The following is a 24,386-nucleotide window of genomic DNA, read 5'->3' as shown; positions in this document are numbered from 1 at the left end:
CCGTGCTTTTCCTTCAGGTCCGATCACGTGGTGTCCGAGTGGACGCCTGGCCGAACCGCAGGCCGCGCACTCCGCCACACGTCGCGTGGACCTCAACCCATGACGACCTCCGCGATCTGCAGGGCGGCCTGGGCGGGCGTGAGGTGGGTGGTGTCAATGACCTCGGCCTCGTCGTGCAGCCACGTGCGGGCCGCCTCGGCGTAGGGCTCAAGGTATTGGAGACGGAATCGGGAGGGGCCAAGAAGAGTGTCCCCCTCGATGCGCCCGCGGAGGGTGTCCTGGTCGGCGTGGAGGACGAAGTGCCGTACCGGAATGGCATGTTGGGCCAGGCCCGTGCTGATCTCGCGCCAGTACTCCTCGACCAGGACGGTCATGGGCATCACCAGAGTGCCGCCGGTGTAGTCGAGTACGCGGCGGGCGGTCTCGACGACGAGCTGCCGCCACGGCGGCCAGTGCTGGAAGTTGTCCGTCCCGGGCAGCCCCGGCGTGATGTCCATGAGTGTCTCGCCGACCTTCTCGGCGTCGAACACCCGTGAATCCGGGATCAGTTGCTGTACGAGTGGACCGGTCGTCGTCTTGCCCGCGCCGTGGGTGCCGTTGAGCCATACGATCACGGGACCCCACGTTAGCGCTGTGTGGGCCGCAGGCACGGGCCGAAAGCTCCTCGAAAACTGGAGTAGGGCCCCAGGGCCGTCAGAGTGGGTCGAGGCGGGGCTTGAGCAGGCAGAACTCGTTGCCTTCCGGATCGGCGAGGACGTGCCAGGACGCATCCGCGGGCTGACCGATGTCGACGGGTTTCGCCCCGGCGGCCAGCAGGCGTTCGAGCTCGGCGTCCTGATCGCGGTCGGTGGCGTTGACGTCGATGTGCAGGCGGGCATGCCCGTTCTTCGGGTCGTCGTCGCGGATGAGGAAGATCGTCGGCTGCGGGCCGCCGAACCCTTCGCGCGGACCTATCTCGATGTAGCCCTCGTTCTCCGCGCGATCGAGCACGACGAAGTCCAGGACCTCGCACCAGAACCGCGCCAGCACCTCGGGGTCGTGGCACTTGAGCACGAGCTCACTGATACGGCATGCCATCGATGAAACCTACTCTCGGCGTCGGAACTGCCAGGTGGCCGCACGCGGATCTCATGGGCTCCCTGCGGTGAGAACACTTTCGCGACCGTACCGGGCGGGGTGAGCGGGGTCGAATCGATTTCAGGCCCTCCCCGATCATGTTTTCAGGCCCTCCCCGAACAGGTACTGAGCCGCCGAGAAGACCTGGGCACTCCCCCCGACCACGCCTGGGAATGTGGCAGTACCCGCTGTTCACGCGTCCTCCAGGCGCCGTCTGCAGCCGGGGGCGCATGCAGCTCGACCCGGCCGGTGGCCACCCCACCGGGTGGCTCCGCGCGACACCGTCCAGCGGCGGGCGATTGCATAAACGTGCAGCGATACGTATAGTCATGCCATCTAGGAGGAGGGTTCCATGGTGATGCGCGCGGCGGTGGCGGGAGCGAGTGGGTACGCGGGCGGCGAGCTGCTGCGTCTGCTCCTGGTGCACCCCGAGATCGAGATCGGCGCCCTCACCGGCAACTCCAACGCGGGCGGGCGGCTCGGCGCGCTCCAGCCCCATCTACTGCCGCTCGCGGACCGCGTCCTCACGGAGACCACCCCCGAGGTGCTGGACGGCCACGACGTCGTGTTCCTCGCGCTGCCCCACGGGCAGTCCGCCGCGGTCGCCGAGCAGCTCGGCCCCGACGTTCTCGTGGTCGACATGGGCGCCGACTTCCGGCTGGAGAACCCGGCCGACTGGGAGCGGTTCTACGCCTCCGCGCACGCCGGGACCTGGCCGTACGGCCTCCCCGAACTGCCGGGTGCCCGCGCCGCGCTGGAGGGGTCCAAGCGCATCGCGGTGCCCGGTTGCTATCCGACGGCCGCCTCGCTGGCCCTCTTCCCGGCGTACGCGGCCGGGCTGGCGGAGCCCGAGGCCGTGATCGTCGCGGCCTCCGGCACCTCGGGTGCCGGCAAGGCGCCCAAGGCGCACCTGCTCGGCAGTGAGGTCATGGGGTCGATGACCCCGTACGGCGTCGGCGGAGTCCACCGGCACACCCCCGAGATGATCCAGAATCTCAGCGCGGCCGCCGGAGAGCCCGTCACCGTCTCCTTCACGCCCACCCTCGCGCCCATGCCCCGGGGCATCCTCGCCACATGCAGCGCCAAGGCGAAGCCCGCGGTCACCGCCGAGTCCGTACGGGCCGCCTACGAGAAGGCCTTCGCCGACGAGCCCTTCGTCCACCTCCTTCCCGAGGGGCAGTGGCCCGCCACGGCGTCCGTCTACGGTTCCAACGCTGTTCAGGTCCAGGTCGCGTACGACGCCGCCGCGCACCGCATCATCGCGATCAGTGCCATCGACAACCTGACCAAGGGCACCGCGGGCGGTGCCGTCCAGAGCATGAACCTCGCCCTCGGCCTCCCCGAGGAGCTGGGGCTTTCCACGATCGGAGTCGCACCGTGAGTGTCACGGCAGCACAGGGATTCAGCGCGGCCGGAGTCGCCGCCGGAATCAAGGAGAACGGCAACCCGGACCTGGCCCTCGTGGTCAACAACGGGCCCCGCCGCGCCGCCGCGGGCGTCTTCACCTCCAACCGCGTGAAGGCCGCGCCGGTCCTGTGGTCGGAACAGGTCCTCAAGAGCGGCCAGTTGAGCGCGGTCGTCCTCAACTCTGGCGGCGCCAACGCCTGTACGGGACCCAAGGGCTTCCAGGACACCCACGCCACCGCCGAGAAGGTCGCGGAGGCGCTCGGCGACACGGGAGCGGGCAGTGTCGCCGTCTGCTCGACCGGCCTCATCGGTGTGCTGCTGCCGATGGACAAGCTGCTTCCGGGCATCGACCTGGCCGTCGCCCAACTCGGCGCGCACGGCGGCGAGAAGGCCGCCATCGCCATCAAGACCACCGACACGGTCCACAAGACGTCGGTCGTGACGAAGGACGGCTGGACCGTCGGTGGCATGGCCAAGGGCGCCGGCATGCTCGCCCCGGGCCTCGCCACCATGCTCGTCGTGCTCACCACCGACGCGGACGTGGACAGCGGGACCCTCGACCGGGCGCTGCGCGACGCCACCCGTACGACCTTCGACCGCGTCGACTCCGACGGCTGCATGTCCACCAACGACACCGTGCTGCTGCTCGCCTCCGGAGCCGCCGGCATCACGCCGGAATACGCGGAGTTCGCCGAGGCGGTCCGCGCGGTCTGTGACGACCTCGGCCAGCAGCTCATCCGCGACGCCGAGGGTGCCAGCAAGGACATCAAGGTGGAGGTCGTGGGCGCCGCGACCGAGGACGACGCCGTCGAGGTGGGCCGCTCCATCGCCCGCAACAACCTCCTCAAGTGCGCGATCCACGGCGAAGACCCCAACTGGGGACGGGTGTTGTCCGCGATCGGCACCACGAAGGCCGCCTTCGAGCCGGACCGGCTCAATGTCGCCATCAACGGCGTCTGGGTCTGCAAGAACGGCGGGGTCGGCGAGGACCGCGAACTCGTCGACATGCGCTACCGCGAGGTGCACATCGTCGCCGACCTCGCCGCGGGCGACGCGACCGCCACGATCTGGACCAACGACCTCACCGCCGACTACGTCCACGAGAACAGCGCGTACTCCTCATGAGCAACCTGACCCGCAAGCACACCGCTCTGCCCAAGGCGCAGATCCTCATCGAGGCGCTGCCCTGGCTGACCCGGCACCGCGGCAAGACCGTCGTCGTCAAGTTCGGCGGCAACGCCATGATCGACAGCGAACTGAAGGCGGCCTTCGCCCAGGACATCGTCTTCCTGCACCACGCCGGCCTCAAGCCGGTCGTCGTGCACGGCGGCGGTCCGCAGATCAGCGCGGCCCTCGACCGGCACGGCATCATCAGCGAGTTCAAGGCGGGCCTGCGCGTCACCACCGAGGACGCGATGGACGTCGTCCGCATGGTGCTGGCCGGACAGGTCCAGCGCGAGCTGGTCGGACTCCTCAACGAGCACGGACCGCTCGCCGTCGGTCTCACCGGCGAGGACGCGCACACCATCACCGCGACCAAGCACCAGCCCACGATCGACGGCGAGTTGGTCGACATCGGGCGGGTGGGCGAGATCACCGCGATCAACACGGGCGCGATCGAGGCGCTCCTCGCCGACGGCCGGATCCCGGTCGTCTCCTCGATCGCCCGGAGCCAGGACGACGGACATGTCTACAACGTCAATGCTGATACGGCGGCTGCGGCACTCGCTGCCGCACTGGATGCCGAAACGCTCATGGTCCTCACGGACGTCGAAGGTCTCTACGAGGACTGGCCGAACAGCGACGAGGTGATCAGCCGCCTCACCGCATCCCAGCTGGAGAAACTCCTTCCCGAGCTGGCCAGCGGCATGGTGCCGAAGATGGAGGGCTGTCTGCACGCCGTACGCAACGGCGTCACCACCGCCCGGGTCATCGACGGCCGGGTCCAGCACTCGATCCTGCTGGAGATCTTCACCGACGAAGGCATCGGCACGATGGTCGTGCCGGACGACGAGGAACCGGGGGACGTCGCATGACCGCCAACGAAGAGCTCACCCAGCGGTGGCAGGGCGCGCTCATGGACAACTACGGCACCCCGCGACTGCCGCTCGTCCGCGGTGCCGGAACCAAACTGTGGGACGCCGACGGCAACCAGTACCTCGACTTCGTCGGCGGCATCGCGGTCAACGCGCTCGGACACGGCCACCCCGCGATCGTCGAGGCCGTGAGCCGGCAGATCCGCTCCCTCGGCCATGTCTCCAACCTCTTCGTCGCCGAACCGCCCGTCGCGCTCGCCGAACGGCTGCTCCAGCTCTTCGGGCGCGAGGGCCGGGTGTACTTCTGCAACTCGGGTGCCGAGGCCAACGAGGGCGCCTTCAAGATCGGCCGCTTGACCGGCCGGACCCACATGGTCGCCACCACCGGCGGCTTCCACGGCCGGACCATGGGCGCCCTCGCGCTCACCGGCCAGCCCGGCAAGCGGGAGCCCTTCCTGCCGCTGCCCGGCGACGTCACGCACGTCCCCTACGGCGACGCGCAGGCCCTCGCCGAGGCGGTCACCGAGGACACCGCGCTGGTGATCATCGAGCCGATCCAGGGCGAGAACGGCGTGGTCGTACCGCCCCCCGGCTACCTCAAGGCCGCCCGCGCGATCACCGCGGCCAACGGCGCCCTGCTCGTGCTGGACGAGGTGCAGACCGGCATCGGCCGCACCGGCCACTGGTTCGAGTACCAGGCCCACGAAGGTGTCCTGCCCGACATCGTCACGCTCGCCAAGGGCCTCGGCGGCGGACTGCCGCTCGGTGCCACCGTCGCCTTCGGCCGCGCCGCCGGACTGCTGGGGCCCGGCCACCACGGCACGACCTTCGGCGGCAATCCCGTGGTCTGCGCCGCCGGACTCGCCGTGCTCGACACGATCGAGTCCGAGGGACTCCTGGAGAACGTGAAGCGCGCCGGCGAGAAACTGCGGGACGGAATCGAGGGCACCGGCGACGGTTCCGGCCATCCGTTGATCGACCATGTCCGAGGTGCGGGGCTGCTCCTGGGTATCGTGCTCACCGAGCCGCTCGCGCCCCAGGTGCAGCAGGCGGCTCAGGACGCCGGTTTCCTGGTGAACGCGCCCGCCCCCGATGTCGTACGGCTGATGCCGCCGCTGAACCTCGGCGATGACGAAGTGGACGCGTTCCTCCAGGCCCTTCCCGGCATCCTCGACGCAGCCAACGGGGACGGATGATCCCGGGAATGGGACGACGACGATGAGTCAGGCGCAGGACCACGAGCACGCAGGGCCTGCCGTGCCGCAGACCCGCACCGCACGCCACCGCCGGATCGTGGACATCCTCAACCGGCAACCGGTGCGCTCGCAGAGCCAGTTGGCGAAGCTTCTCGCCGACGACGGGCTGAACGTCACCCAGGCGACGCTCTCCCGGGACCTCGACGAGCTGAACGCGGTGAAGATCCGCAACAACGACGGCGACCTCATCTACGCGGTGCCGAGCGAGGGCGGGTTCCGCACCCCGCGCGCGCCGCTGGGGGAGTCGGCGAAGGAGGAGCGGATGCGCAGGCTCTCCTCGGAGCTGCTGATCTCCGCGGAGGCCTCGGCGAATCTCGTGGTCCTGCGCACCCCGCCCGGGGCCGCGCAGTTCCTCGCCTCGGCGATCGACCAGGCCGAGCTGCACGACATTCTCGGGACGATCGCCGGGGACGACACCCTGCTGCTGATCAGTCGTGGTCCGACGGGTGGGCAGGCGCTCGCCGACCATCTGCTGCGGCTCGCGCAGAACGATCACTGACAGATACGACGACACGTACGACGGTGGAGGCGCGCCCCGGAGCGGGGTGCGCCTCCACCGTCGTATGCCCTGACGCGAGTGCGAGTGCGGCGCGTCCGTGCCGTTGTCCGCGCTGCCGCCGCTGGGACGCCGGTCACCCCAGGCGCTGTGCGAGCCCTCCCGTGCATCTGACCTCGTCGCCCGCCGTGATGAGCAGCGCCTCCACGTCCGGGAGCGACTCCAGCCAGTCCAGGCCGGCCCGCGAGCCCATCGCGAAGGCCGCCGTCGCCCAGGCGTCCACCCAGGTCAGGCGGGGGCCCACCACGGTCACGGCCAGCAGGTCGGTGACCGCGGACCTGCCGGTGCGCGGGTCGACGATGTGGGCGCCGCGTTCGGCGGTGCCGGAGGTCGCGACGGCCAGCTCGTCGACGCCGGCCGCGGAGACCACGGCGGCGAGGGAGCCCGGACGGAGCGGGTCGGACACGCCCACCCGCCAGGGGCGGTGCGGCCCGGGGATGCCGCACAGCTGGACGTCGCCGCCGCCGTTGACACTCACCCCGGTCGCCCCTGCCGCGGCGAGGTGCAGGGCCGCGCGTTCGGCCGCCCAGCCCTTGACGATCCCCGTCGGGTCGAGCTGTCCCTCGTACCGCGTGCTGAACCAGCCGTCGCTGACCCGTTCCGCCTCGGCGCCCAGACCGAGCACCTCGGCGACCTCCGGGTCGCACTCCTCGACGGTGAGCTCGCCGCGCACCAGCCGCGAGATCTGGCTGTCCTCACGGTAGGTGCTGAACACCTCGTCCACACGGTGGAGTTGGACGATCGCCTCCTGCAACGCCGTTTGCACGGCTTCGGGTTCCCCGCCGCGCACGTCGAAGGAGAAGACGGTGCCCATCACTTCCTCGGCATGGCGCAGCGCCTGCGGTGCGTCCTCCGCCGGCTCAGACACCGGCCTTGTCCAGGGCCGACTGCAGGGACTTCTTGTAGCCGCCGCTGGTGTAGGTGGCGCCGGAGACCGCGTCGATCTGGGCACTGCCCGCCTTGACGGCTTCCTGGTTGAGCTTGGGTACCGCGTCGTTGGTGACCTCGGTGCTGTGTCCGCCGGACGGGGCCTGGACCGCCTCGGCCTTGGTGATCTTCTTGCCGGTGAGGGTGAGCCTGACCTGGACGGGGCCGTACTGGGTCTGGGCCACGGTCCCGGTGACGACGCGCGCCTGCGCTGCCGGGGCCGGCGCCGACGAGGACGCCCCGGCCTTGCCCGCGGACCCCGACGTGCCGCCGGCGGCCTTCGCCTTGTCCAGGGCCGACTGCAGGGACTTCTTGTAGCCGCCGCTGGTGTAGGTCGCCCCCGAGACGGCGTCGATGTCTGCGCTCTGTGCCGCGACGGCTTCCTGGTTGAGCTTGGGCACCGAGAGAGCGGTCTTCTGGTCGCTGGTACCGCCCTTGGGCGCCTGGACCGCGTCCGCCTTGGTTATCTTGCCGCCGCTCATGGTCAGCTGCACCTGGACCGGCCCGTATTCGGTCCGCACCACGTCACCGGTGACGGTCTCGGTACCCGACTGCTGAGCGGTGCCGCCCTGCGCCGCGCCCTGCGCGGCCGCCGTCTGCTGGGGCGCCGCACCGGCCTGCTCCGACGCGGCGGCCGGGTCGGACGCCGGTTTGAGCGCCAGCAGCAGCACGATTCCGGACACGGTGGCGGCACTCGCGAGCACGAACCGCCGAATGGGGTGACTCTTCTTCATCGTTCCTGACTCCCGTCGCTCACATCTCGAACGACTCGTGATGGATGCGGCGGGCGGGGACCCCCGCGCCGCGCAGTGCGTCGTACACCTGCTGCGCGAAGCCGGGCGGCCCGCACATGAAGACGTCGTGGTGGTCGATGTCGGGCAGCTTGCGGCGCAGGGATTCCGCCGAGATGTCCGGGCGCTCGCCGTCGGGGCTGTTCACCGCGTACATCAGACGCGCCCCGCGCTCCTTGGAGATGGCCGCGAGCTCGTCCCACAGGGCCAGGTCCTGGGTGGTGTTGGCGCGGTAGAGCAGCGTCAGGTCGCCGGACGCGCCGGGCAGGGTCTCGAACAGCGCCCGCATCGGGGTGATGCCGACACCGCCCGCCACCAGGAGCACCTTGCCGCGACTGCGCTTGCCGGCGGTCAGCGCGCCGTACGGGCCCTCGGCCCAGACCCGGGTGCCCGGCTCCAGATCACGCAGGGCCGCACTGTGGTCGCCGATCGCCTTCACGGTGATGCGCAGCATGTTGGGGCGGGGTGCCGCCGAGAGCGAGTACGGGTGGGAGCTGAAGCGCATCCCGGGCGCCAGGAAGCGCCAGCGGAAGAACTGCCCGGCCTCCGCACCCATCCGGTGCAGCTTGCGCCCGCTGATCAGCACCGACACGATGCCGGGCGTCTCCTCGATGACCGCCTGGACCCGCATCCGGTGCTTCAGGTTCAGCCGGATCGGAGAAAGGATTCGGTACCAGAGGACCAGCGCGGTCACCGATCCGTAGAGCCCGTACCAGACGGTCTTGGCGACGGGTTCCACGGCGAAGTCGTTGCCGGTGGACAGCTGGTGCCAGAAGGTCAGGAACACCGCGGCGTACGTCAGCAGGTGGACGTGATACCAGGTGTCGTACGGGATCAGCCGGCGGAGCCAGCCGACGGAGATGAACCCGATGAGCACGAGCAGACCCGTGCCGATCGCGGCTTTGCCCATGTCGGGCAGCGTGTTGACCGAGTCGATGGTCTGCTGCACGATCCCGCCGAGCCCCTTGCCGGACTGCAGGGCATAGCCCCACATCGTCAGGAAGAGGTGGGCGAGGACCAGGCAGATGGTGTAGCGGCCTGTCATGGCGTGCCAGCGCGCCACCCGGTCGGATCCCACGCGGCGTTCGAGGGCGGGGACGCGGGCCATCTGCAGCACGACGAGCGCCATCAGATATCCGGCGAGCAGCCCGGTGATACGCCCGGCGTTGAGGATCCTGCCGTTGTTGTCCGCGATGGACGGGGTGTCCATCCACCACAGCCAGAGGACCGCGGCGGCTCCCGCCCAGACGGCGAGCAGCAGCGGGACGGCGGGCGAGCGGCGAGGGCGGATTCGGCGCATGGTCTGGCGCCGCGCGGCGCGGCCACCGGCGATCGTGGACACGGTTCCTCCGTGTTCGTCCTGGAGAGACGGGGTGAGGGGAGTGGCTCCCTGGCCCAGAGATACGGTCCACGACGCCCGTGCGTTCAGAGGCCCGCCGAGTCGAGTGCGGACTGGAGCGACTGCTTGTATCCGCCGCTCGTGTAAGTGGCACCGGACACCGAGTCGATCTGGGCACTCTGCGCGGCCAGCGTCTCACGCCTGAGCTGGGGAATCGCGTAACTGTTGATCTCCTGGTCCTTGGGATTGTCCGAAGGATAGGCGACCGCGGTGGCATCCGTGATCCTGCCGTTCTTCAGCGTGATCCGCACCTGGACCGGACCCCAACGGGTCTGCACCGTATCGCCCGTGACGGTCTTGGTCCCCGTGCTCTTCGAACCCCCGGACGTGCCCGAGGTGCTTCCCGATGAGCTCCCCGAGGAGGAGGAAGAGGGCTGACTGACGGACGAGGAGGCCGAGGCCGGTGTCGGCGGTGTGTGCGGCTTCAGCGAGAGCAGCAGGACGAAACCGGTGACCGTGGTGGCGGCGGCCAGGGTCACCCGGCGCAGCGGACGGTTCTTCTTCAGGGCGTGCACGGCGGCCTCACAGCTCGAACGACTCGTGGTGGATACGGCGGTCGGGGACACCCGCTGCGTGCAGCTCCCCGTACAGGTCCCGCGCCATGGCGGGAGGTCCGCAGAGATAGACGTCGTGCTCGGCGATGTCCGGCACGGACTCGCGCAGCGACGCGGCGGTGAGCTGCGGGCGCGAGCCGTCGGCGGCGTTCACCGCGTACAGGACGCGTGCCCCGCGCCACCGCGCGATGTCCTCCAGCTCGCTGCCCAGTGCCAGGTCCTCGGCCGTGCGCGCCCGGTAGAGGAGCGTGACCCGGCCGGGCAGCTCCTCGAACAGGGCACGCAGTGGTGTGATGCCGACGCCGCCCGCGATCAGCAGCGACTTCGACGATGTGCTCCGGTCGGCGGTCAGTGAGCCATAGGGGCCCTCCGCCCACACACGGGTGCCGGGACGCAGCAGCCCCACGGCCGCACTGTGGTCACCGAGGGCCTTCACGGTGATCCGCATCCGGTCCGGCCGGGGCGGCGCCGACAGCGAGTACGGCGTCGAGGTCCACCGCATCCCGTCCGCGAGGAACCGCCAGCGGAAGAACTGGCCCGACCGGGCGTTCAGCTCGTCCAGGCCCTCCCCGCGGATCACGATGGAGAAGACCCCGGGGGACTCCCGGTACACGGACTCGACGCGCAGCCGGTGGCGCAGGTTGAGCCGTACCGGGGCAAGGAGCCGGAACCATACGACCAGCGCGGCCGTGCCGAGGTAGAGCGCGTACCAGGCGGCCTGCGCAGCCCGGTTGCCGACGAGGTCGGAGCCGAGCGCGAGCTGGTGGAAGAAGGCCAGGAAGACCGCCACGTACGTCAGCAGATGCACGTAGTACCAGAACTCGTGGCTGATCCGGCGGCGGGCCAGGCGCGCCGAGGTGATCCCGACGGCGAACAGGATGACCGTGCCGGTCGTCGCCATGAGCATGTCCGGGTAGTCGAACACCACACTCAGCGTCTCGTGCACGATGCCCGCTCCGTCCTGGGCGGCGTAGCCGAAGAGGATCAGGGCGACGTGTGCGACCAGCAGGCAGATCGTGTAGCGGCCTGCCATGGCGTGCCAGCGGGCCACCCGGTCGGAGCCGATGCGCCGCTCCAGGAGCGGGACCCGGGCCATCAGCGCCACCAGGACGGCGCAGCTGTAGCCGCACAGCAGCCCGGCGATCCGCCCGGCGTCCGTCAGCCAGCCGGCCAGGCCCACCACCGACTGTGTGTCGGTCCACCACAGGGCGATGACCGCGGCCGCTCCCGCCCACAGCAGGGCCAGCAACGGTCCGGCGGGCGAGGGGCGCGGTCGCCTGCGTCCTCGTGTCGTGCGCGGGTCCGCCGCCCGCTCGTACACCGTGGTCATGTTTCCGTCCTTCGTCCGGCACTCCGGGAGGAAACTCTGCGTCCGGAACCTCTGAGGAGGCTCTGAACCGGCCCGTTCGGAGTGGACTCACAGCAAACTGAGAGCGACGGGGAAGGAGAGAAGAAGGGGGAGAGACGGGGAGGACAGAGGAAACAGGGTTCTCGGGGGAGAGGCGACTCAGAGGAAACTCAGAGGCCGCGAGGCAGAGAGCGACCGTCGGGAGGAGCGATGCTGGAAGGCGACATGAACACTTCCACCCCAGACCCCGGCACCCCCGGCGACCAGGGCACCGACGCTGCCCGCGACGCGGACACCAGCGCCCCCCGTGTTCCGGAGCCCGATGCTTACCCCGTGAGGGACACCGGCGCCGCCGGCCTTCCGGCCACCGGCACCGCCGCCGTCCGGGAGCCGGATGCTTCCCGCGTCCGGGACGGCGGTGCTCCCGGCCTCCCGGGCACCGGTGCTGCCCCGGTACCGGAGCCGGATGCTTCCCGCGTCCGGGACGATGCTTCCCGCACTCCAGGTTCCGCTGATCCCCGCGTCCGGGACGGTGCTTCCCGCACTCCGGGGTCCGCTGATGCGCGCACCGCGGAGTCCGGTGCTCCCCACATCCCGGGGTCCGCTGATCCCCGCACTGCGGAGTCCGGTGCTCTCCGCGCCTCGGAGTCCGGTACGGACGACGTCCCGGTGTCCGGTACGGACGACGTCCCGGTAACGAGTGCCGACGGCGGCCCGAGCACCGGCGCTGTCCGGTCCCGAGGGACCGCCAGGCCGCCCTCGCTCACCCGGCCCGACGGCACCCCCGTGCGTGTCCTCGTCGTCGACGACGATCCGGACCTGGCCGAGGTCCTCTCCGGTGCCCTGCGCTACGAGGGCTGGGAGGTCCGTACCGCGGGCGACGGCGCCTCGGCGGCCGCCGAGGCGCGCGAGCTGCTGCCCGACGCCGTCGTCCTCGACGTGATGCTCCCGGACACCGACGGCTTCGCGGTGCTGCGCGACCTGCACACCGTGCTGCCGGGGGTCTGCGTCCTCTTCCTCACCGCCAGGGACGCCGTGGAGGACCGCATCGCCGGTATCACGGCCGGCGGCGACGACTACGTCACCAAGCCGTTCAGCCTGGAGGAGGTCGTCGCCCGGCTGCGCGGACTGCTGCGCCGGGCCGGCATGGCCCGCCGGATCGACGAGGGCCCGCGGCTCATCGTCGGGGACCTGGCGATGGACGAGGAGGCCCGCGAGGTGACCCGGAGCGGTGACCTGATCGAGCTGTCGCCGACCGAGTTCGAGCTGCTGCGGTTCCTGATGCGCAACCCGCGCCGCGTCCTCAGCAAGGCACAGATCCTCGACCGTGTCTGGTCCTACGACTTCGGGGGCCAGGCCCATGTCGTCGAGCTCTACATCTCCTACCTGCGCAAGAAGGTCGACGCGGGCCGCGAGCCGATGATCCACACGGTCCGGGGCGCCGGGTACGTCATCAAGCCCTCGGCGGGCCGGTGAGCGCGAGCATGCGGACCAGGGCCCGCGCGCTGGGCAGGCGCTGGTGGCTCCGGCTGGCGGCGGCCCTGCGCGCGCTGCCGCGCCCGCGCACGATGCGAGCCCGCCTCACCGCCGGACTCGTGGTGCTGCTCGCCGTCAGCTGCGCGGCCGTCGGCGTGGCCGCGGTGTACGAACTGGACGGCTTCCTGACCGGCCGCCTCGACCAGCAGTTGCAGGACGCCGGGGCGCGGTTCCCGGCGAGCCTGGAGCACGGCTCGTCGAGGCCGTCCGACAACGACGGTGACGAACGCGGCGACACCCGTCGGCAGGGCACCGGCACCTTGGGAGCGCGTCTGGTCGGCGAGGACGTCACCAATGCCGCGGTCGTGCCGCCCGGTGCCGGCACGGCCGTCCGGAACGTGCGTCTGACCGCCCGCGACGAGGCGCGGCTGGCCGCGGTCCCGGTGGACGGCCGTGCCCACGCCGTCTGTCTGTCGGCCCTGGGCGACTACCGCGTGCTGGCGACGCCCGGCAAGGACGGTGACGTGCTGATCACCGGGCTGCCGACGGAGCCGGTCGACGCGGCCGTCCACCGTCTCGAACTCGTCGCCGCCCTGGTCCTGGGCGTGGCCCTCGTGGTCGCCGGAGTCGCCGGGGCCCTGTGGGTGCGCTGGTCGCTCCGCCCGCTGAACCGGGTCGCCGCGACCGCCACCCGGGTCAGCGAACTCCCGCTCGCCAGCGGCGAGGTGGCACTGCCCCCGCGGGCGCCCGAATCCGACCCGCGCAGCGAGGTGGGCCGTGTCGCCAGCGCCTTCAACCGCATGCTCGGCCATGTCGAGGACGCGCTCACCAAGCGGCACGCCAGTGAGGAACGGCTGCGCAGCTTCGCCGCCGACGCCAGCCACGAGCTGCGCACCCCGGTCGCCTCGGTCCGCGGCCATGCCGAGCTCGCGCTGCTGCACCCCGGCCCGGTGCCCCCGAAGGTGACCCGCGCCCTCGAACGGATCGCCGCCGAGTCGGCGCGCATGGGCGAGATGGTCGACGAGCTGCTGCTGCTCGCCCGCCTCGACGCCGGCCGCCCCCTGGAGCGGCTTCCCGTCGACCTCACCCACCTCGTCCTCGACGCGGTCACGGACGCCCGCGCGGCGGGCCCCGGCCACCGCTGGGTCCTGGAGCTGGCCGAGGAGCCGGTGACGGTCGCGGGCGACGCCCACCGGCTCCAGCAGGTGCTGGCCAACCTGTTGGCCAACGCCCGTGTGCATACGCCTGTCGGCACCCGGGTGGCGGTGTCCTTGGAGGAGGTCGGCGCGGAGGCCGTGCTGAAGGTCCACGACGACGGGCCCGGGGTTCCCGAGGACGTCCGGCCCGGTGTCTTCGAACGCTTCACCCGGGCGGACCGCCGCCGCGCGGACGGCGTCGGCGCCGGTGCGGGGCTCGGCCTGTCGATCGTGGCGGCCGTGGTCGAGGCACACAACGGCACGGTCACCCTGGAGAGCCGCCCGGGAGCGACCACGTTCACGGTCCGGCTCCCCGCGGCCTGAACCGCGGTCCGTCGGTCCGCCGTCCGTTGGCCCGCCGGTCCGCCGGTCCGCCGGTTCCTCGGGTCTGCCGGTCCGAGGGTTCCTGGGTCCGCCGGTCCTCAGGTCCTTCGGTGTCATCCGGTCCGTCAGTACCGGGTGACCGCCGTCGCCCCGTTCGCCGTGCCAATGGCGATGTGCGGCCCGCGCGCCGGATCGGCCCACGCGAGGATCCGGCGCATCGCGTCCGCCGGAACGGACACGCAACCGGCCGTGGGCCCGCTCCCGTTGACGTGCAGGAAGATACCCGCGCCACGCCCGCGCACCGGCCGGTCGTAGTTGAACCCGATGACGAAGGCGTACGCGTACTGCTTCTCGTAGGCGATCAGATGCTCGGACTCCGCGGCCCGGCAGTCCCCGGGGCGCGGCTCGGTCCACCGGTTGTACGACCGGGACGCGTTGTCCTGGCACCACCAGGAGTCCTGACCCACCCGGCGGTACGGCATCAAGGTCCCTTCCGGCGCGGCCCGGGTCCCGAACGCGTACGGCAGCTCGTACAGCCCGGTGGGTGTGGTGTTCGTGCCCTGGCGCCGCACCCGGCCCTCGACCAGTCCGCGCGCCCCGAACCGCGCGGCGGCGGAGCCGGCCCGCACCCAGCGCCCGTTCCGCAGGTCCCACCAGGAGAGCGTCCCGGCCGTCGTGTTCTCGCGCGGTGCCTCAGCGGTGATCAGCTGGGTTCCGCCGCCGGTGTCGGCCAGCCGCGCGGGAAGCTCGGCAAGGGGCGGCGGCCCGCCCGGGGCCAGGGCGAGCAGGGACGCGGACGCGAGGGCGGCGGCTCCGAGGCGCATGGCTCAGACCGTACTGGGGGGCAACGGAAGCGGCAGCCCGGGCAGTCCGTCCAGGCTCGTCGCGATGTGCTCCTTCTTGGTGAAGTACTCGCTCAGTGAAGTGTCGTCCTCGCGCGCGAAACGCCTGGCGTGCAGATCGCGGTCCTCGTCGTAGGACATGAACGGCACCGCGTAGCCGCAGGTGTCGCGGACGAGTTCGGCGGTCACGACGATGATCGCGCGAAGCCCGTGCGACGTCGGATCGATGGCGGTGAAGTGGGTGAGGAGTCGCTTGAAGCGCGGGTCGTCGCGGAAGACCGGTTCGCCGCGGCCGTGCACCCGGACGATGTTGGGCGGGCCCTGGAAGGCGCACCACATCAGGGTGATCCGGCCGTTCTCGCGCAGATGCGCGATCGTCTCCGCGTTGCTCCCGGCGAAGTCCAGATAGGCCACGGTCCGCTCGTCGAGTACGGCGAACGAACCGCTGAGCCCTTTGGGGGAGAGGTTGACCGTGCCGTCCTCGGACAGCGGTGCGGTCGCGGTGAAGAAGAGGGGCTGTGCCTCGATGAACGTACGGAGGCGGCCGTCGATGCGCTCATAAGTCTTTCCCATGTCTAACGATTATCCGGGAAAGCCTTTCGCCTGTCTAAGGAATTGCGGGTTCCGGCGGCGTCGTTCAGGGGCGCCGCCGGAAGCCGTGACAGGCGCCCCGGCCGCCATCGGCGAAACGGCCGGGGCGCCTGTCACGTCACTTGGTGAGCGTGCAGGCGGCGAGGGAGTCCAGCCCGGTCGGCTTGGCGGCGGTACGGCCGATGGAGATCGCGATGCGGTCGATGGTCGAGGTCCGCTTGTCCTTCAGGGGACCGAGGATCGCGTTCTGGACGAAGTTGGGCCCGCCCTGTCCGACGCTGTTGGCCAGCCTGGTGTTCGCCTCGGCGATCTGGGTGCTCAGGAGCGCCAGATTGCGGTCGACCTCGGCCTTCGCGGAGGCCGGGACGGCGGGCAGCTGCGACGCGACGTCCGGGCACGTGATGGTGCCGGCGGCGGTGGCGGCGCCCGTGTCGCCGGCGGCCCCGCCCGCCTGGGCGGTGGCCGTGGCGCTGGGTGCGGCGCCGCCGGTGGCCGCCCCGCCCGCGGCGGCGCCGCCCACGGCGTTGAGCGCGCAGGGCGCGAGCGAGTCCAGGCCCTGCGGCTTGGCGGCCGTGCGCCCGATGGCCGTCGCGATGCGGTTGATGGTGGCGACGCGCTTGTCCTTGAGGGGGCCGAGGATCGCGTTCTGGACGAAGTTCGGGCCGCCCTGTCCGACCGTGTCGACCAGTCGCTTGTTCGCCTCCGCGATCTGGGTGTTCAGCAGGGTGAGGTTGCGGTCGACCTCGGCCTTCGCGGAGGCCGGGACCGCCGGCAGGCTCGGCGCGACGGCCGGGCAGTTCACCGTGCTCGCCGGGGCGGCCTTCGTCGTGGCGTTCTGCGCGCCGCTGCCGTGTGTCTCGCCGGCCAGGGCGCTGCCGGCGATCACCGCGGCTGACAGCACCACGGCGGAGGCTCCGCCGATCATCACGACGCGCCGCTTGTTGTACTTCGGAAGAGCCCTGGACATGCGGAATCCTCATTCGGGTCGGGGGGCGGACGACCGCCCGGTGATCGTCCGGGCGGTCCGTTGTCCGTGTGCCTGCCGTACGCGAACGCGGCGCCTGCGTTCAGCGGGAGATACGGGAAAGCGGTTTCAGGTGTTCAAGCGCCCGGAAGATTCCGTCGCCCGGATGTCCGGAGGTCCCTCGCCCGGGTGTCCGGACGTCCGCGTCGTCGCGGGCCGCGATTGACGAACCATACGGAGTCCTGCATACTCATGCATGTCAGCGAATGCACTGTGAGGAGAATCCCGTGACCGAGCGCGTCGTACTCGCCTATTCAGGCGGTCTGGACACCTCCGTCGCCATCGGCTGGATCGCCGAGGAGACGGGCGCCGAGGTCATCGCCGTAGCGGTCGACGTCGGCCAGGGCGGCGAGGACCTGGACGTCATCCGCAAGCGCGCGCTCGCCTGCGGTGCCGTCGAGGCCGAGGTCGCGGACGCCAAGGACGAGTTCGCCGACGAGTACTGCCTCCCGGCGATCAAGGCCAACGCCCTCTACATGGACCGCTATCCGCTGGTCTCCGCCCTCTCCCGGCCGACGATCGTCAAGCACCTCGTCGCCGCCGCCCAGAAGCACGGCGCCACCACGGTCGCCCACGGCTGCACCGGCAAGGGCAACGACCAGGTGCGGTTCGAGGCCGGCATCGTCGCCCTCGCCCCCGACCTCAAGTGCATCGCCCCGGTCCGTGACTACGCGATGACCCGCGACAAGGCGATCGCCTTCTGCGAGCAGAAGCAGCTCCCGATCGCCACCACCAAGAAGTCCCCGTACTCCATCGACCAGAACGTCTTCGGACGCGCGGTCGAGACGGGCTTCCTGGAGGACATCTGGAACGCGCCGATCGAGGACATCTACGAGTACACCTCGAACCCGGCCGAGCACCGCGAGGCCGACGAGGTGATCATCACCTTCAAGCAGGGCGTCCCGGTCGCGATCGACGGCAAGCCCGTCAGCGTGCTCCAGGCCATCCAGCAGCTCAACGAGCGTGCGGGCGCCCAGGGCATCGGCCGGATCGACATGGTCGAGGACCGGCTCGTGGGCATCAAGTCCCGTGAGGTGTACGAGGCTCCGGGCGCGATCGCGCTGATCACCGCGCACCAGGAGCTGGAGAACGTCACGGTCGAGCGTGAACTCGCCCGCTACAAGCGGCAGGTCGAGCAGCGCTGGGGCGAACTGGTCTACGACGGCCAGTGGTTCTCCCCGCTGAAGCGGGCCCTGGACGGTTTCATCGACGAGGCCAGCCAGCACGTCAACGGCGACATCCGGATGACCCTCCACGGTGGCCGCGCGGTCGTCACGGGCCGGCGCTCCGACACCTCGCTCTACGACTTCGACCTGGCCACGTACGACACGGGCGACACCTTCGACCAGGCCGCGGCCAAGGGCTTCATCGACATCTACAGCCTGTCGTCGAAGATCGCCGCCAAGCGGGATCTGGCCTGAGCCGTACGGCACCCGGCGCGGACCGTGTCGTGTCCGCCGCCTCGAAGCCTCCCGAGCACTAGCCTGACTGCCGCCTCCTCACTCACGCGTGGGGAGGCGGTGGCACATCCAGACCTTTCGAGGAGTAACGCAAGTGAGCAGCAACAGCGGTGACGTACGGCTCTGGGGCGGACGTTTCGCCGACGGTCCCGCCGAGGCCCTGGCCAAGCTGTCCGCGTCGGTCCACTTCGACTGGCGCCTCGCGCCGTACGACATCGCCGGTTCTCGCGCCCACGCGCGCGTGCTGCACGGGGCGGGCCTGCTCACCGAGGACGAGCTCACCCGGATGATCGCGGGACTCGACGGGCTGGAGGCCGACGTCGCCGACGGTTCCTTCGTGGGCACGATCGCCGACGAGGACGTGCACACGGCTCTTGAGCGCGGCCTCCTTGAGCGCCTCGGTCCCGACCTCGGCGGCAAGCTGCGCGCCGGCCGCTCCCGCAACGACCAGGTGGCCACGCTCTTCCGTATGTACCTGCGCGACCACGCCCGGATCATCGGCGGTCTCATCGCCGATCTCCAGGAGGCGCTGATCGGCCTGGCGGAGGCGCACCCGGGCGTGGCGATGCCCGGCCGTACGCACCTCCAGCACGCCCAGCCGGTGCTGTTCGCGCACCATGTCCTGGCCCATGTCCAGTCCCTGTCCCGGGACGCGGAGCGGCTGCGCCAGTGGGACGAGCGGACGGCCGTCTCGCCGTACGGCTCCGGTGCCCTGGCGGGTTCCTCCCTCGGCCTGGACCCGGAGGCGGTGGCGAAGGACCTCGGCTTCGAACACGGCAGTGTCGCCAACTCCATCGACGGCACGGCCTCCCGCGACTTCGTGGCGGAGTTCGCCTTCATCACCGCGATGATCGGCGTCAACCTCTCCCGGATCGCCGAGGAGGTCATCATCTGGAACACGAAGGAGTTCTCCTTCGTCACCCTCCACGACGCGTTCTCCACCGGCTCGTCGATCATGCCGCAGAAGAAGAACCCGGACATCGCCGAGCTCGCGCGCGGCAAGTCGGGCCGTCTGATCGGCAATCTGACCGGGCTGATGGCCACGCTCAAGGCGCTGCCCCTCGCGTACAACCGTGATCTCCAGGAGGACAAGGAGCCGGTCTTCGACTCCTGCGACCAGTTGGAGGTCCTCCTCCCCGCCTTCACCGGCATGATGGCCACGCTGACCGTGCACCGGGAGCGTATGGAGGAGCTGGCCCCGGCCGGTTTCTCGCTCGCCACCGACATCGCCGAGTGGCTGGTCAAGCAGGGCGTGCCGTTCCGTGTCGCGCACGAGGTCGCCGGTGAGTGCGTGAAGGTGGCCGAGGCGGACGGCAAGGAACTGGACGAGCTGACCGACGAGCAGTTCGCGAAGATCTCGGCGCATCTGACGCCCGAGGTGCGGTCCGTCCTCAACGTCCCGGGCGCCCTCGCCTCCCGCGACGGCCGCGGCGGTACGGCGCCCAGCGCGGTCGCCGTCCAGCTCGCCGAGATCAAGACGGACGTCGCCGCCCAGCAGACGTGGGCCGTGGCGAAGCGGAAGAAGTAGCCTCCGCGCGGACGCCCGGGGGAAGCGCAAGCCGGACCGGACCCGGAACGTACGCGCCGCGGGACCGGATCGAGGCCGGGGGTGGCCGCCTCTCCCGGGCGCGGAAGAGCGGACGCGGTTCGCGTACGGGGGCGGGTGCCGTTCGGCGGAGGGTGTCGCGGGTTACGTTGGTCGGGTGCCGTAAAGGAGCCGACCGAACGGAGCCGCGATGCCCTTCGCACGCCTCGCCTCAGCCACGACTCCCACCGCCCACCTCGGCCTGGGGCTCGCCGCCGTCGGCCGCCCCGGCTACATCAACCTCGGCCGCGAGGAGGACCTCCCGGCCGACCGCAGTGTCGACGCCCTGCGCGAGCGCACCCATGAGCTCCTCGAAGCCGCCTACGCCCAGGGCGTGCGCTATTTCGACGTGGCGCGCTCCTACGGCCGTTCCGAGGAGTTCCTCGCCGACTGGCTGCGCGGCCGCCCGAACATCGACGACATCGTCGTCGGCAGCAAGTGGGGCTACGCGTACACCGCGGACTGGCGCACCGACGCCGAGGCGCACGAGGTCAAGGACCACGGCCTCGCCATGTACGCGCGGCAACGCGCCGAGACCGCGGAGCTGCTCGGCGACCGGCTCGACCTCTACCAGATCCACTCGGTGACCCCGGAGAGCCCGGCCCTCACCGACAAGGAGCTGCACGCGGCACTCGCCGAAGCGGCCGCCGGAGGCCTGTCGATCGGCTTCTCCACCAGCGGACCCGAGCAGGCGGAGGCGATCCGTGCCGCGCTCGCCGTCACGGTCGACGGTGAGCCGCTCTTCCGCACCGTCCAGTCGACGTACAACGTCCTGGAGACCTCGGCCGCCACGGCGCTCGCCGAGGCCCACGACGCCGGACTCACGGTGATCGTCAAGGAGGGTATGGCCAACGGCCGGCTCGCCGGGCCCCATGCGCCGGAAGCGATGCGCGCCGTCGCCGCGGAGACCTCCCTCGGCTGCGACGCGGTCGCCCTCGCGCTGATCCTGCGGCAGCCCTGGGCGGGTGTCGTGCTCTCGGGGGCGGCCACCGCCAACCAGCTCGCCTCGAACCTGCACGCCGCGGTCGTCGACCTCGACGACGACCAGCTGCACCGGCTCGCCGCCCTGGTGGAGGAGCCGCGGGCGTACTGGGAGCGACGCGGGCAGTTGCCCTGGCACTGAGCGCCAGGAGCTGCGTGAGAAGGGCTTCGAGCACCTCCCGAACAGGGAAGGCGTGAGACGCGTGCGCTCCTAATGAGACAATGATGTCTCATCTGGGGTACTGTTGTCTCATGGCTGTCGACCGTGACCACGTGCTGCGCAGCGCAGCCGCCCTGCTCACCCGGAAATCCACCGCGACCATGGACGAGGTCGCCAAGGCCGCCGGGATCAGCCGGGCCACGCTGCACCGTCAGTTCGCCGGCCGCGACGCGCTCGTCCGCGCGCTGGAGGCACTGGGCATCGAGGAGTGCGAGGCCGCGCTCGACGCGGCCCGCCTCGACGACGGCACCGCCCAGGAAGCCGTGCGCCGCCTGGTGCGGGAGCTGGAGAAGGTGGCCGGCCTGCTCGCCTTCCTCTACACGGAGAACCAGCTGTTCGAGGGCGACGGGCAGCACGAGGGCTGGGCCCGGCTCGACGCCCGGATGGCCGCGCTGTTCCGGCGCGGCCAGCAGAGCGGCGAGTTCCGCATCGACCTCACCCCGGCCTGGCTCACCGAGGCGCTGTACGGGCTGATGGCCTCGGCCGCCTGGGCCGTGACCGAGGGGCGGGTCGCCGCCAAGGACTTCCACCACATGATCGTCGAGCTGCTGCTCGGCGGCGCACTCAGGAGAGAGGAACCATGACCAGCACGCTGCGGCCGGCACTCGTGACGGAGGTGCAGAAGCGCCCGGGCCGTTGGCTCGCGCTCTGCGTCCTCGTCCTCGCCGTGCTGCTGGTGGCCGTGGACGCGACCGTCCTCGGGCTCGCGACCCCGTACATCAGTGAGGACCTGAAGCCCTCCGGCACCCAGCTCCTGTGGATCGGTGACGTCTATTCGTTCGTCATCGCCGGTCTGCTCGTCTCCATGGGCAGCCTCGGCGACCGCATCGGCCGCAAGAAGCTGCTGCTCGTCGGCGCGACGGCGTTCGGCCTGATATCCGTGCTCAACGCCTATGCCACGACACCCGAGTTGATGATCCTGGCGCGGGCGCTGCTCGGTGTCGCGGGCGCGACTCTGATGCCCGCCACCCTCGCCCTGATCCGCAACATCTTCCACGAACCGCGCGAGCGCAGCCTCGCCATCGGCATCTGGGGCGCGACGGCCTCCGCGGGCACGGCGGTCGGTCCCGTCGTCGGCGGCTTCCTGCTCGAACACTTCTGGTGGGGTTCGGTCTTCCTCATCAACCTTCCGGTGATGGTGGTCCTCGTCCTCGTCGGCCGCAGGCTGCTCCCCGAGTCGAAGAGCCCGAACCCCGGACCCTGGGACCTGGTCAGCGTCACGCTCTCGCTCGTCGGTGTGATCGGCGTGGTGTACGCGGTGAAGGAGCTCGCCGCGCACGGACCGAGCGGCGAGGCATTCGCCGCGGGCCTGCTGGGCGCCGGCGCGCTCCTCTGGTTCGTGCGCCGCCAACTGACGCTTCCCACGCCGCTGTTGGATGTCCGGTTGTTCCGCAACCGGGGATTCTCCGGTGCCGTGCTCGCCGACCTGTTCACGGTGCTCGGCATGTCCGGACTCGTGTTCTTCCTCTCTCAGTACCTGCAACTCGTGCAGGGCCGGGGGCCGTTCGAGGCGGGGCTCGCCGAAGTCCCCGCCGCCGTGGGCGCGGTGGCGGCGGGCTTGGTCGCGGGACGGTTCGCGCGGCGGTTCTCCGTGCGTACCGTCGTCTCCGCCGGACTCGCCGCGGTGGGCCTCGCGCTCGGGACGCTGACCGTGCTCGACCGGTCCACCGGATATCCGTTGCTCGGCGCCGCCCTGCTGGTGGTCGGTATCGGCGCGGGCTTCTCGTTCACCGTCACCGCCGACGTCATTCTCTCCGCCGTGCCCAAGGATCAGGCGGGCGCCGCGTCCGCCGTCTCCGAGACGGCCTACGAACTCGGCGCGGCTCTCGGCATCGCCCTGCTCGGCTCCGTCGTGACCGGCGTCTACGCGGGCTTCACCGGCCCCGCGGGCACACCGGCCGAGGCGCACGACTCGCTGGGCGGAGCGGTGGAAGCCGCCGGGAGTCTGCCCGAGCACACCGCCGAGACCCTGCTCACAGCGGCCAGGGAGTCCTTCGTGGACGGTCTGGCGCTGGCCTCCGGCGCGGGCGCGGCGGTCCTGCTCGCCACCGCGGTGGCGGCATGGTTCCTCCTGCGCGGCCAGAAGCTGGAGGCGTAGGGGGGCCGTTCGGGCCACCTGGGTCGGCCGTCCCGGGGTCGGACTGCCCGGGGTCGGATCGCCCGGGATTGGCCGCCCGGGGTCGGACCGCCCGGGGTCGGACCGCCCGGGGTCGAACTGCCGGGGTCGGCCGCTCGGGGTCGGACTGCTCGGGGTCGAGCTGCGCTGGGTCGGATCGCTCGGGGTCGGCTGCCCGGGTTGGATCGCTCGGGGTCGAACTGCCCGGGTCGGATCGTTCGGGGTCGGACTGCGTGGGGCTGGACTGCGCGGGGTCGGACTGCCCGAGGTCGGACCGATGAGGTCGGATCGGCGGCGTCCGGGCCACCGGGGTGGGGCGCCCGCTGTGGCACGGCGCGGCCCGATTCGGGGCGGCTCCGAACGAACCCGTCGGAACCGCGCAAAAGGGTGGCCCCGGCCGGCAACTGCCGGTCGGGGCCACCCGTGTGCGATCTCACGGGGCGGCCGGGCGAGGAGCCCGGCGCCCTTCGCGCGGCCGAAGTGCTAGGCGGCCTTCGCCTTGGTGGCGTACATGTCGACGTACTCCTGGCCGGAGAGCCGCATGACCTCGGTCATCACGGAGTCGGTCACGGCGCGCAGCACGTACCGGTCGCGGTCCATGCCCTCGTAGCGCGAGAACTCCATGGCGGGACCGAAGCGGACGGTGACCTTGCCCGGCCGCGGCATCCCCGCGCCGCCCGGCTGAAGCTTGTCCGTGCCGATCATCGCGAAGGGAACCACCGGGGAACCGGTCATCAGGGTCAGCCGGGCGATGCCCGTGCGGCCGCGGTACAGACGGCCGTCGGGGGAGCGGGTGCCCTCGGGGTAGATCCCGAAGACCTTGCCCTCCTCCAGGATGCGGCGCCCGGTCATCAGCGCGGCAACGCCGCCGTTGGCGCCGTCCCGGTCCACCGGGATCATGCCGACACCGGTGAAGAACCACGCCATCAGGCGGCCCTTGAGGCCCTTGCCCGTGACGTACTCGTCCTTGCCGATGAAGAGCACCTGCCGGTCGCAGACCAGCGGAAGGATCATCGAGTCGATGAACGTGAGGTGGTTGCCGGCCAGGATCACCGGACCGTCGCCCGGGATGTGCTCCACGCCTTCCACCCGTGGGCGGAACATCAGGCGCATGATCGGTCCGAGCACTGCCTTGATGAGCGCGAAGCGGGACAACGGGCCCTCCGGTGTCAAGGGATCGG

Annotated in this window: 23 protein-coding genes; 12 read left to right on the top strand and 11 right to left on the bottom strand. The window is 71.1% G+C overall.

What is annotated here, in order from left to right:
- Positions 1-92 precede the first annotated feature (92 nt).
- Both ACZ4N5_RS09440 and ACZ4N5_RS09435 read right to left on the bottom strand, forming a co-directional pair.
- On the bottom strand, positions 93-614 hold the full coding sequence (locus ACZ4N5_RS09440; protein WP_467756514.1) for a P-loop nucleotide/nucleoside kinase family protein: 522 nt from the start codon (positions 612-614) through the stop codon (positions 93-95).
- A gap of 79 nt (positions 615-693) precedes the next feature.
- Positions 694-1,077 carry a VOC family protein gene (locus ACZ4N5_RS09435; RefSeq protein WP_467756513.1) on the bottom strand — a complete coding sequence of 128 codons (384 nt, stop codon included), beginning with the start codon at positions 1,075-1,077 and terminating at the stop codon, positions 694-696.
- A gap of 391 nt (positions 1,078-1,468) precedes the next feature.
- On the opposite strand from ACZ4N5_RS09435, the gene argC reads away from it, so the two are divergent.
- The 5 genes from argC to ACZ4N5_RS09410 are packed head-to-tail and all read left to right on the top strand — an operon-like array spanning position 1,469 to position 6,314.
- Positions 1,469-2,497: an N-acetyl-gamma-glutamyl-phosphate reductase gene (gene argC, locus ACZ4N5_RS09430; protein WP_467756512.1), complete on the top strand. Its 1,029-nt coding sequence runs from the start codon at positions 1,469-1,471 to the stop codon at positions 2,495-2,497.
- Positions 2,494-3,648 (top strand): bifunctional glutamate N-acetyltransferase/amino-acid acetyltransferase ArgJ, encoded by a 1,155-nt coding sequence (gene argJ, locus ACZ4N5_RS09425; RefSeq protein WP_467756511.1) that lies wholly within the window; start codon positions 2,494-2,496, stop codon positions 3,646-3,648. The genes argC and argJ overlap by 4 nt, the downstream gene beginning before the upstream one ends.
- Positions 3,645-4,559, top strand: a complete 915-nt coding sequence (gene argB, locus ACZ4N5_RS09420; protein ID WP_467756510.1) for an acetylglutamate kinase — start codon at positions 3,645-3,647, stop codon at positions 4,557-4,559. Before argJ ends, argB begins: the two co-directional genes overlap by 4 nt.
- Positions 4,556-5,755, top strand: a complete 1,200-nt coding sequence (locus tag ACZ4N5_RS09415; protein ID WP_467756509.1) for an acetylornithine transaminase — start codon at positions 4,556-4,558, stop codon at positions 5,753-5,755. The genes argB and ACZ4N5_RS09415 overlap by 4 nt, the downstream gene beginning before the upstream one ends.
- Before the next feature lie 22 nt (positions 5,756-5,777).
- Positions 5,778-6,314, top strand: coding sequence for an arginine repressor (locus ACZ4N5_RS09410; protein ID WP_261702846.1), 537 nt, complete (start codon positions 5,778-5,780; stop codon positions 6,312-6,314).
- Between the two features lie 133 nt (positions 6,315-6,447).
- Here the strand turns inward: ACZ4N5_RS09410 and ACZ4N5_RS09405 are convergent, their stop codons facing one another.
- The 5 genes from ACZ4N5_RS09405 to ACZ4N5_RS09385 all read right to left on the bottom strand — a co-directional run bounded on the left by ACZ4N5_RS09405 (position 6,448) and on the right by ACZ4N5_RS09385 (position 11,372).
- On the bottom strand, positions 6,448-7,239 hold the full coding sequence (locus tag ACZ4N5_RS09405) for an FAD:protein FMN transferase (protein WP_467756508.1): 792 nt from the start codon (positions 7,237-7,239) through the stop codon (positions 6,448-6,450).
- Entirely contained in the window at positions 7,232-8,032 is an 801-nt protein-coding gene (locus tag ACZ4N5_RS09400; protein WP_467756507.1) for an FMN-binding protein, read from the bottom strand. Before ACZ4N5_RS09400 ends, ACZ4N5_RS09405 begins: the two co-directional genes overlap by 8 nt.
- A 19-nt stretch (positions 8,033-8,051) precedes the next feature.
- Complete coding sequence (locus ACZ4N5_RS09395) at positions 8,052-9,389, bottom strand: ferredoxin reductase family protein (protein WP_467756726.1); 1,338 nt, start codon at positions 9,387-9,389, stop codon at positions 8,052-8,054.
- 125 nt (positions 9,390-9,514) lie between these two features.
- Positions 9,515-10,003: an FMN-binding protein gene (locus ACZ4N5_RS09390; protein ID WP_467756506.1), complete on the bottom strand. Its 489-nt coding sequence runs from the start codon at positions 10,001-10,003 to the stop codon at positions 9,515-9,517.
- Positions 10,004-10,010: 7 nt separating this feature from the next.
- The gene (locus ACZ4N5_RS09385) at positions 10,011-11,372 is read right to left on the bottom strand and encodes a ferredoxin reductase family protein (RefSeq protein ID WP_467756505.1); all 1,362 of its coding nucleotides are present in this window, start codon (positions 11,370-11,372) and stop codon (positions 10,011-10,013) included.
- Between the two features lie 804 nt (positions 11,373-12,176).
- On the opposite strand from ACZ4N5_RS09385, the gene ACZ4N5_RS09380 reads away from it, so the two are divergent.
- On the top strand, positions 12,177-12,866 hold the full coding sequence (locus ACZ4N5_RS09380; RefSeq protein WP_467756504.1) for a response regulator transcription factor: 690 nt from the start codon (positions 12,177-12,179) through the stop codon (positions 12,864-12,866).
- An 8-nt stretch (positions 12,867-12,874) separates the two neighbouring features.
- The gene (locus tag ACZ4N5_RS09375; protein ID WP_467756503.1) at positions 12,875-14,386 is read left to right on the top strand and encodes a sensor histidine kinase; all 1,512 of its coding nucleotides are present in this window, start codon (positions 12,875-12,877) and stop codon (positions 14,384-14,386) included.
- A 125-nt stretch (positions 14,387-14,511) separates the two neighbouring features.
- On the opposite strand, the gene ACZ4N5_RS09370 is transcribed toward ACZ4N5_RS09375, so the two are convergent.
- The 3 genes from ACZ4N5_RS09370 to ACZ4N5_RS09360 all read right to left on the bottom strand — a co-directional run bounded on the left by ACZ4N5_RS09370 (position 14,512) and on the right by ACZ4N5_RS09360 (position 16,786).
- Positions 14,512-15,210, bottom strand: a complete 699-nt coding sequence (locus tag ACZ4N5_RS09370; protein WP_467756502.1) for a L,D-transpeptidase family protein — start codon at positions 15,208-15,210, stop codon at positions 14,512-14,514.
- A 3-nt stretch (positions 15,211-15,213) separates the two neighbouring features.
- Positions 15,214-15,801: a pyridoxamine 5'-phosphate oxidase family protein gene (locus ACZ4N5_RS09365; protein ID WP_467756501.1), complete on the bottom strand. Its 588-nt coding sequence runs from the start codon at positions 15,799-15,801 to the stop codon at positions 15,214-15,216.
- A gap of 136 nt (positions 15,802-15,937) precedes the next feature.
- The gene (locus ACZ4N5_RS09360) at positions 15,938-16,786 is read right to left on the bottom strand and encodes a hypothetical protein (RefSeq protein WP_467756500.1); all 849 of its coding nucleotides are present in this window, start codon (positions 16,784-16,786) and stop codon (positions 15,938-15,940) included.
- Positions 16,787-17,070: 284 nt separating this feature from the next.
- On the opposite strand from ACZ4N5_RS09360, the gene ACZ4N5_RS09355 reads away from it, so the two are divergent.
- From ACZ4N5_RS09355 to ACZ4N5_RS09335, 5 genes are all read left to right on the top strand, one after another.
- Positions 17,071-18,264 carry an argininosuccinate synthase gene (locus tag ACZ4N5_RS09355; protein ID WP_467756499.1) on the top strand — a complete coding sequence of 398 codons (1,194 nt, stop codon included), beginning with the start codon at positions 17,071-17,073 and terminating at the stop codon, positions 18,262-18,264.
- Between the two features lie 133 nt (positions 18,265-18,397).
- Positions 18,398-19,831, top strand: a complete 1,434-nt coding sequence (argH, locus tag ACZ4N5_RS09350) for an argininosuccinate lyase (RefSeq protein WP_467756498.1) — start codon at positions 18,398-18,400, stop codon at positions 19,829-19,831.
- Positions 19,832-20,039: 208 nt separating this feature from the next.
- Positions 20,040-21,011 carry an aldo/keto reductase gene (locus ACZ4N5_RS09345; protein ID WP_467756497.1) on the top strand — a complete coding sequence of 324 codons (972 nt, stop codon included), beginning with the start codon at positions 20,040-20,042 and terminating at the stop codon, positions 21,009-21,011.
- A gap of 110 nt (positions 21,012-21,121) precedes the next feature.
- Positions 21,122-21,673 (top strand): TetR/AcrR family transcriptional regulator, encoded by a 552-nt coding sequence (locus ACZ4N5_RS09340; protein ID WP_467756496.1) that lies wholly within the window; start codon positions 21,122-21,124, stop codon positions 21,671-21,673.
- Positions 21,670-23,187, top strand: coding sequence for an MFS transporter (locus ACZ4N5_RS09335; RefSeq protein WP_467756495.1), 1,518 nt, complete (start codon positions 21,670-21,672; stop codon positions 23,185-23,187). Before ACZ4N5_RS09340 ends, ACZ4N5_RS09335 begins: the two co-directional genes overlap by 4 nt.
- Before the next feature lie 501 nt (positions 23,188-23,688).
- On the opposite strand, the gene ACZ4N5_RS09330 is transcribed toward ACZ4N5_RS09335, so the two are convergent.
- On the bottom strand, positions 23,689-24,360 hold the full coding sequence (locus ACZ4N5_RS09330) for a lysophospholipid acyltransferase family protein (protein ID WP_467756494.1): 672 nt from the start codon (positions 24,358-24,360) through the stop codon (positions 23,689-23,691).
- Positions 24,361-24,386 lie beyond the last annotated feature (26 nt).

This window comes from Streptomyces sp. NPDC026500 (genome assembly GCF_055567635.1).
The sequence above is the reverse complement of the archived record's forward strand: the minus strand, read 5'-3'. Positions and strand labels throughout refer to the sequence as shown.

Bases quoted from the DNA above. Each gene is read 5' to 3' on its own strand.
- ACZ4N5_RS09370 (WP_467756502.1), bottom strand. From the start codon at position 15,210: ATGCGCCTCGGAGCCGCCGCCCTCGCGTCCGCGTCCCTGCTCGCCCTG.
- ACZ4N5_RS09395 (WP_467756726.1), bottom strand. From the start codon at position 9,389: ATGCGCCGAATCCGCCCTCGCCGCTCGCCCGCCGTCCCGCTGCTGCTC.
- ACZ4N5_RS09345 (WP_467756497.1), top strand. From the start codon at position 20,040: ATGCCCTTCGCACGCCTCGCCTCAGCCACGACTCCCACCGCCCACCTC.
- ACZ4N5_RS09360 (WP_467756500.1), bottom strand. From the start codon at position 16,786: ATGTCCAGGGCTCTTCCGAAGTACAACAAGCGGCGCGTCGTGATGATC.
- ACZ4N5_RS09365 (WP_467756501.1), bottom strand. From the start codon at position 15,801: ATGGGAAAGACTTATGAGCGCATCGACGGCCGCCTCCGTACGTTCATC.
- ACZ4N5_RS09340 (WP_467756496.1), top strand. From the start codon at position 21,122: ATGGCTGTCGACCGTGACCACGTGCTGCGCAGCGCAGCCGCCCTGCTC.
- ACZ4N5_RS09335 (WP_467756495.1), top strand. From the start codon at position 21,670: ATGACCAGCACGCTGCGGCCGGCACTCGTGACGGAGGTGCAGAAGCGC.
- argC (WP_467756512.1), top strand. From the start codon at position 1,469: ATGGTGATGCGCGCGGCGGTGGCGGGAGCGAGTGGGTACGCGGGCGGC.
- ACZ4N5_RS09435 (WP_467756513.1), bottom strand. From the start codon at position 1,077: ATGGCATGCCGTATCAGTGAGCTCGTGCTCAAGTGCCACGACCCCGAG.
- argB (WP_467756510.1), top strand. From the start codon at position 3,645: ATGAGCAACCTGACCCGCAAGCACACCGCTCTGCCCAAGGCGCAGATC.
- ACZ4N5_RS09410 (WP_261702846.1), top strand. From the start codon at position 5,778: ATGAGTCAGGCGCAGGACCACGAGCACGCAGGGCCTGCCGTGCCGCAG.
- ACZ4N5_RS09400 (WP_467756507.1), bottom strand. From the start codon at position 8,032: ATGAAGAAGAGTCACCCCATTCGGCGGTTCGTGCTCGCGAGTGCCGCC.
- ACZ4N5_RS09385 (WP_467756505.1), bottom strand. From the start codon at position 11,372: ATGACCACGGTGTACGAGCGGGCGGCGGACCCGCGCACGACACGAGGA.
- ACZ4N5_RS09415 (WP_467756509.1), top strand. From the start codon at position 4,556: ATGACCGCCAACGAAGAGCTCACCCAGCGGTGGCAGGGCGCGCTCATG.
- ACZ4N5_RS09375 (WP_467756503.1), top strand. From the start codon at position 12,875: ATGCGGACCAGGGCCCGCGCGCTGGGCAGGCGCTGGTGGCTCCGGCTG.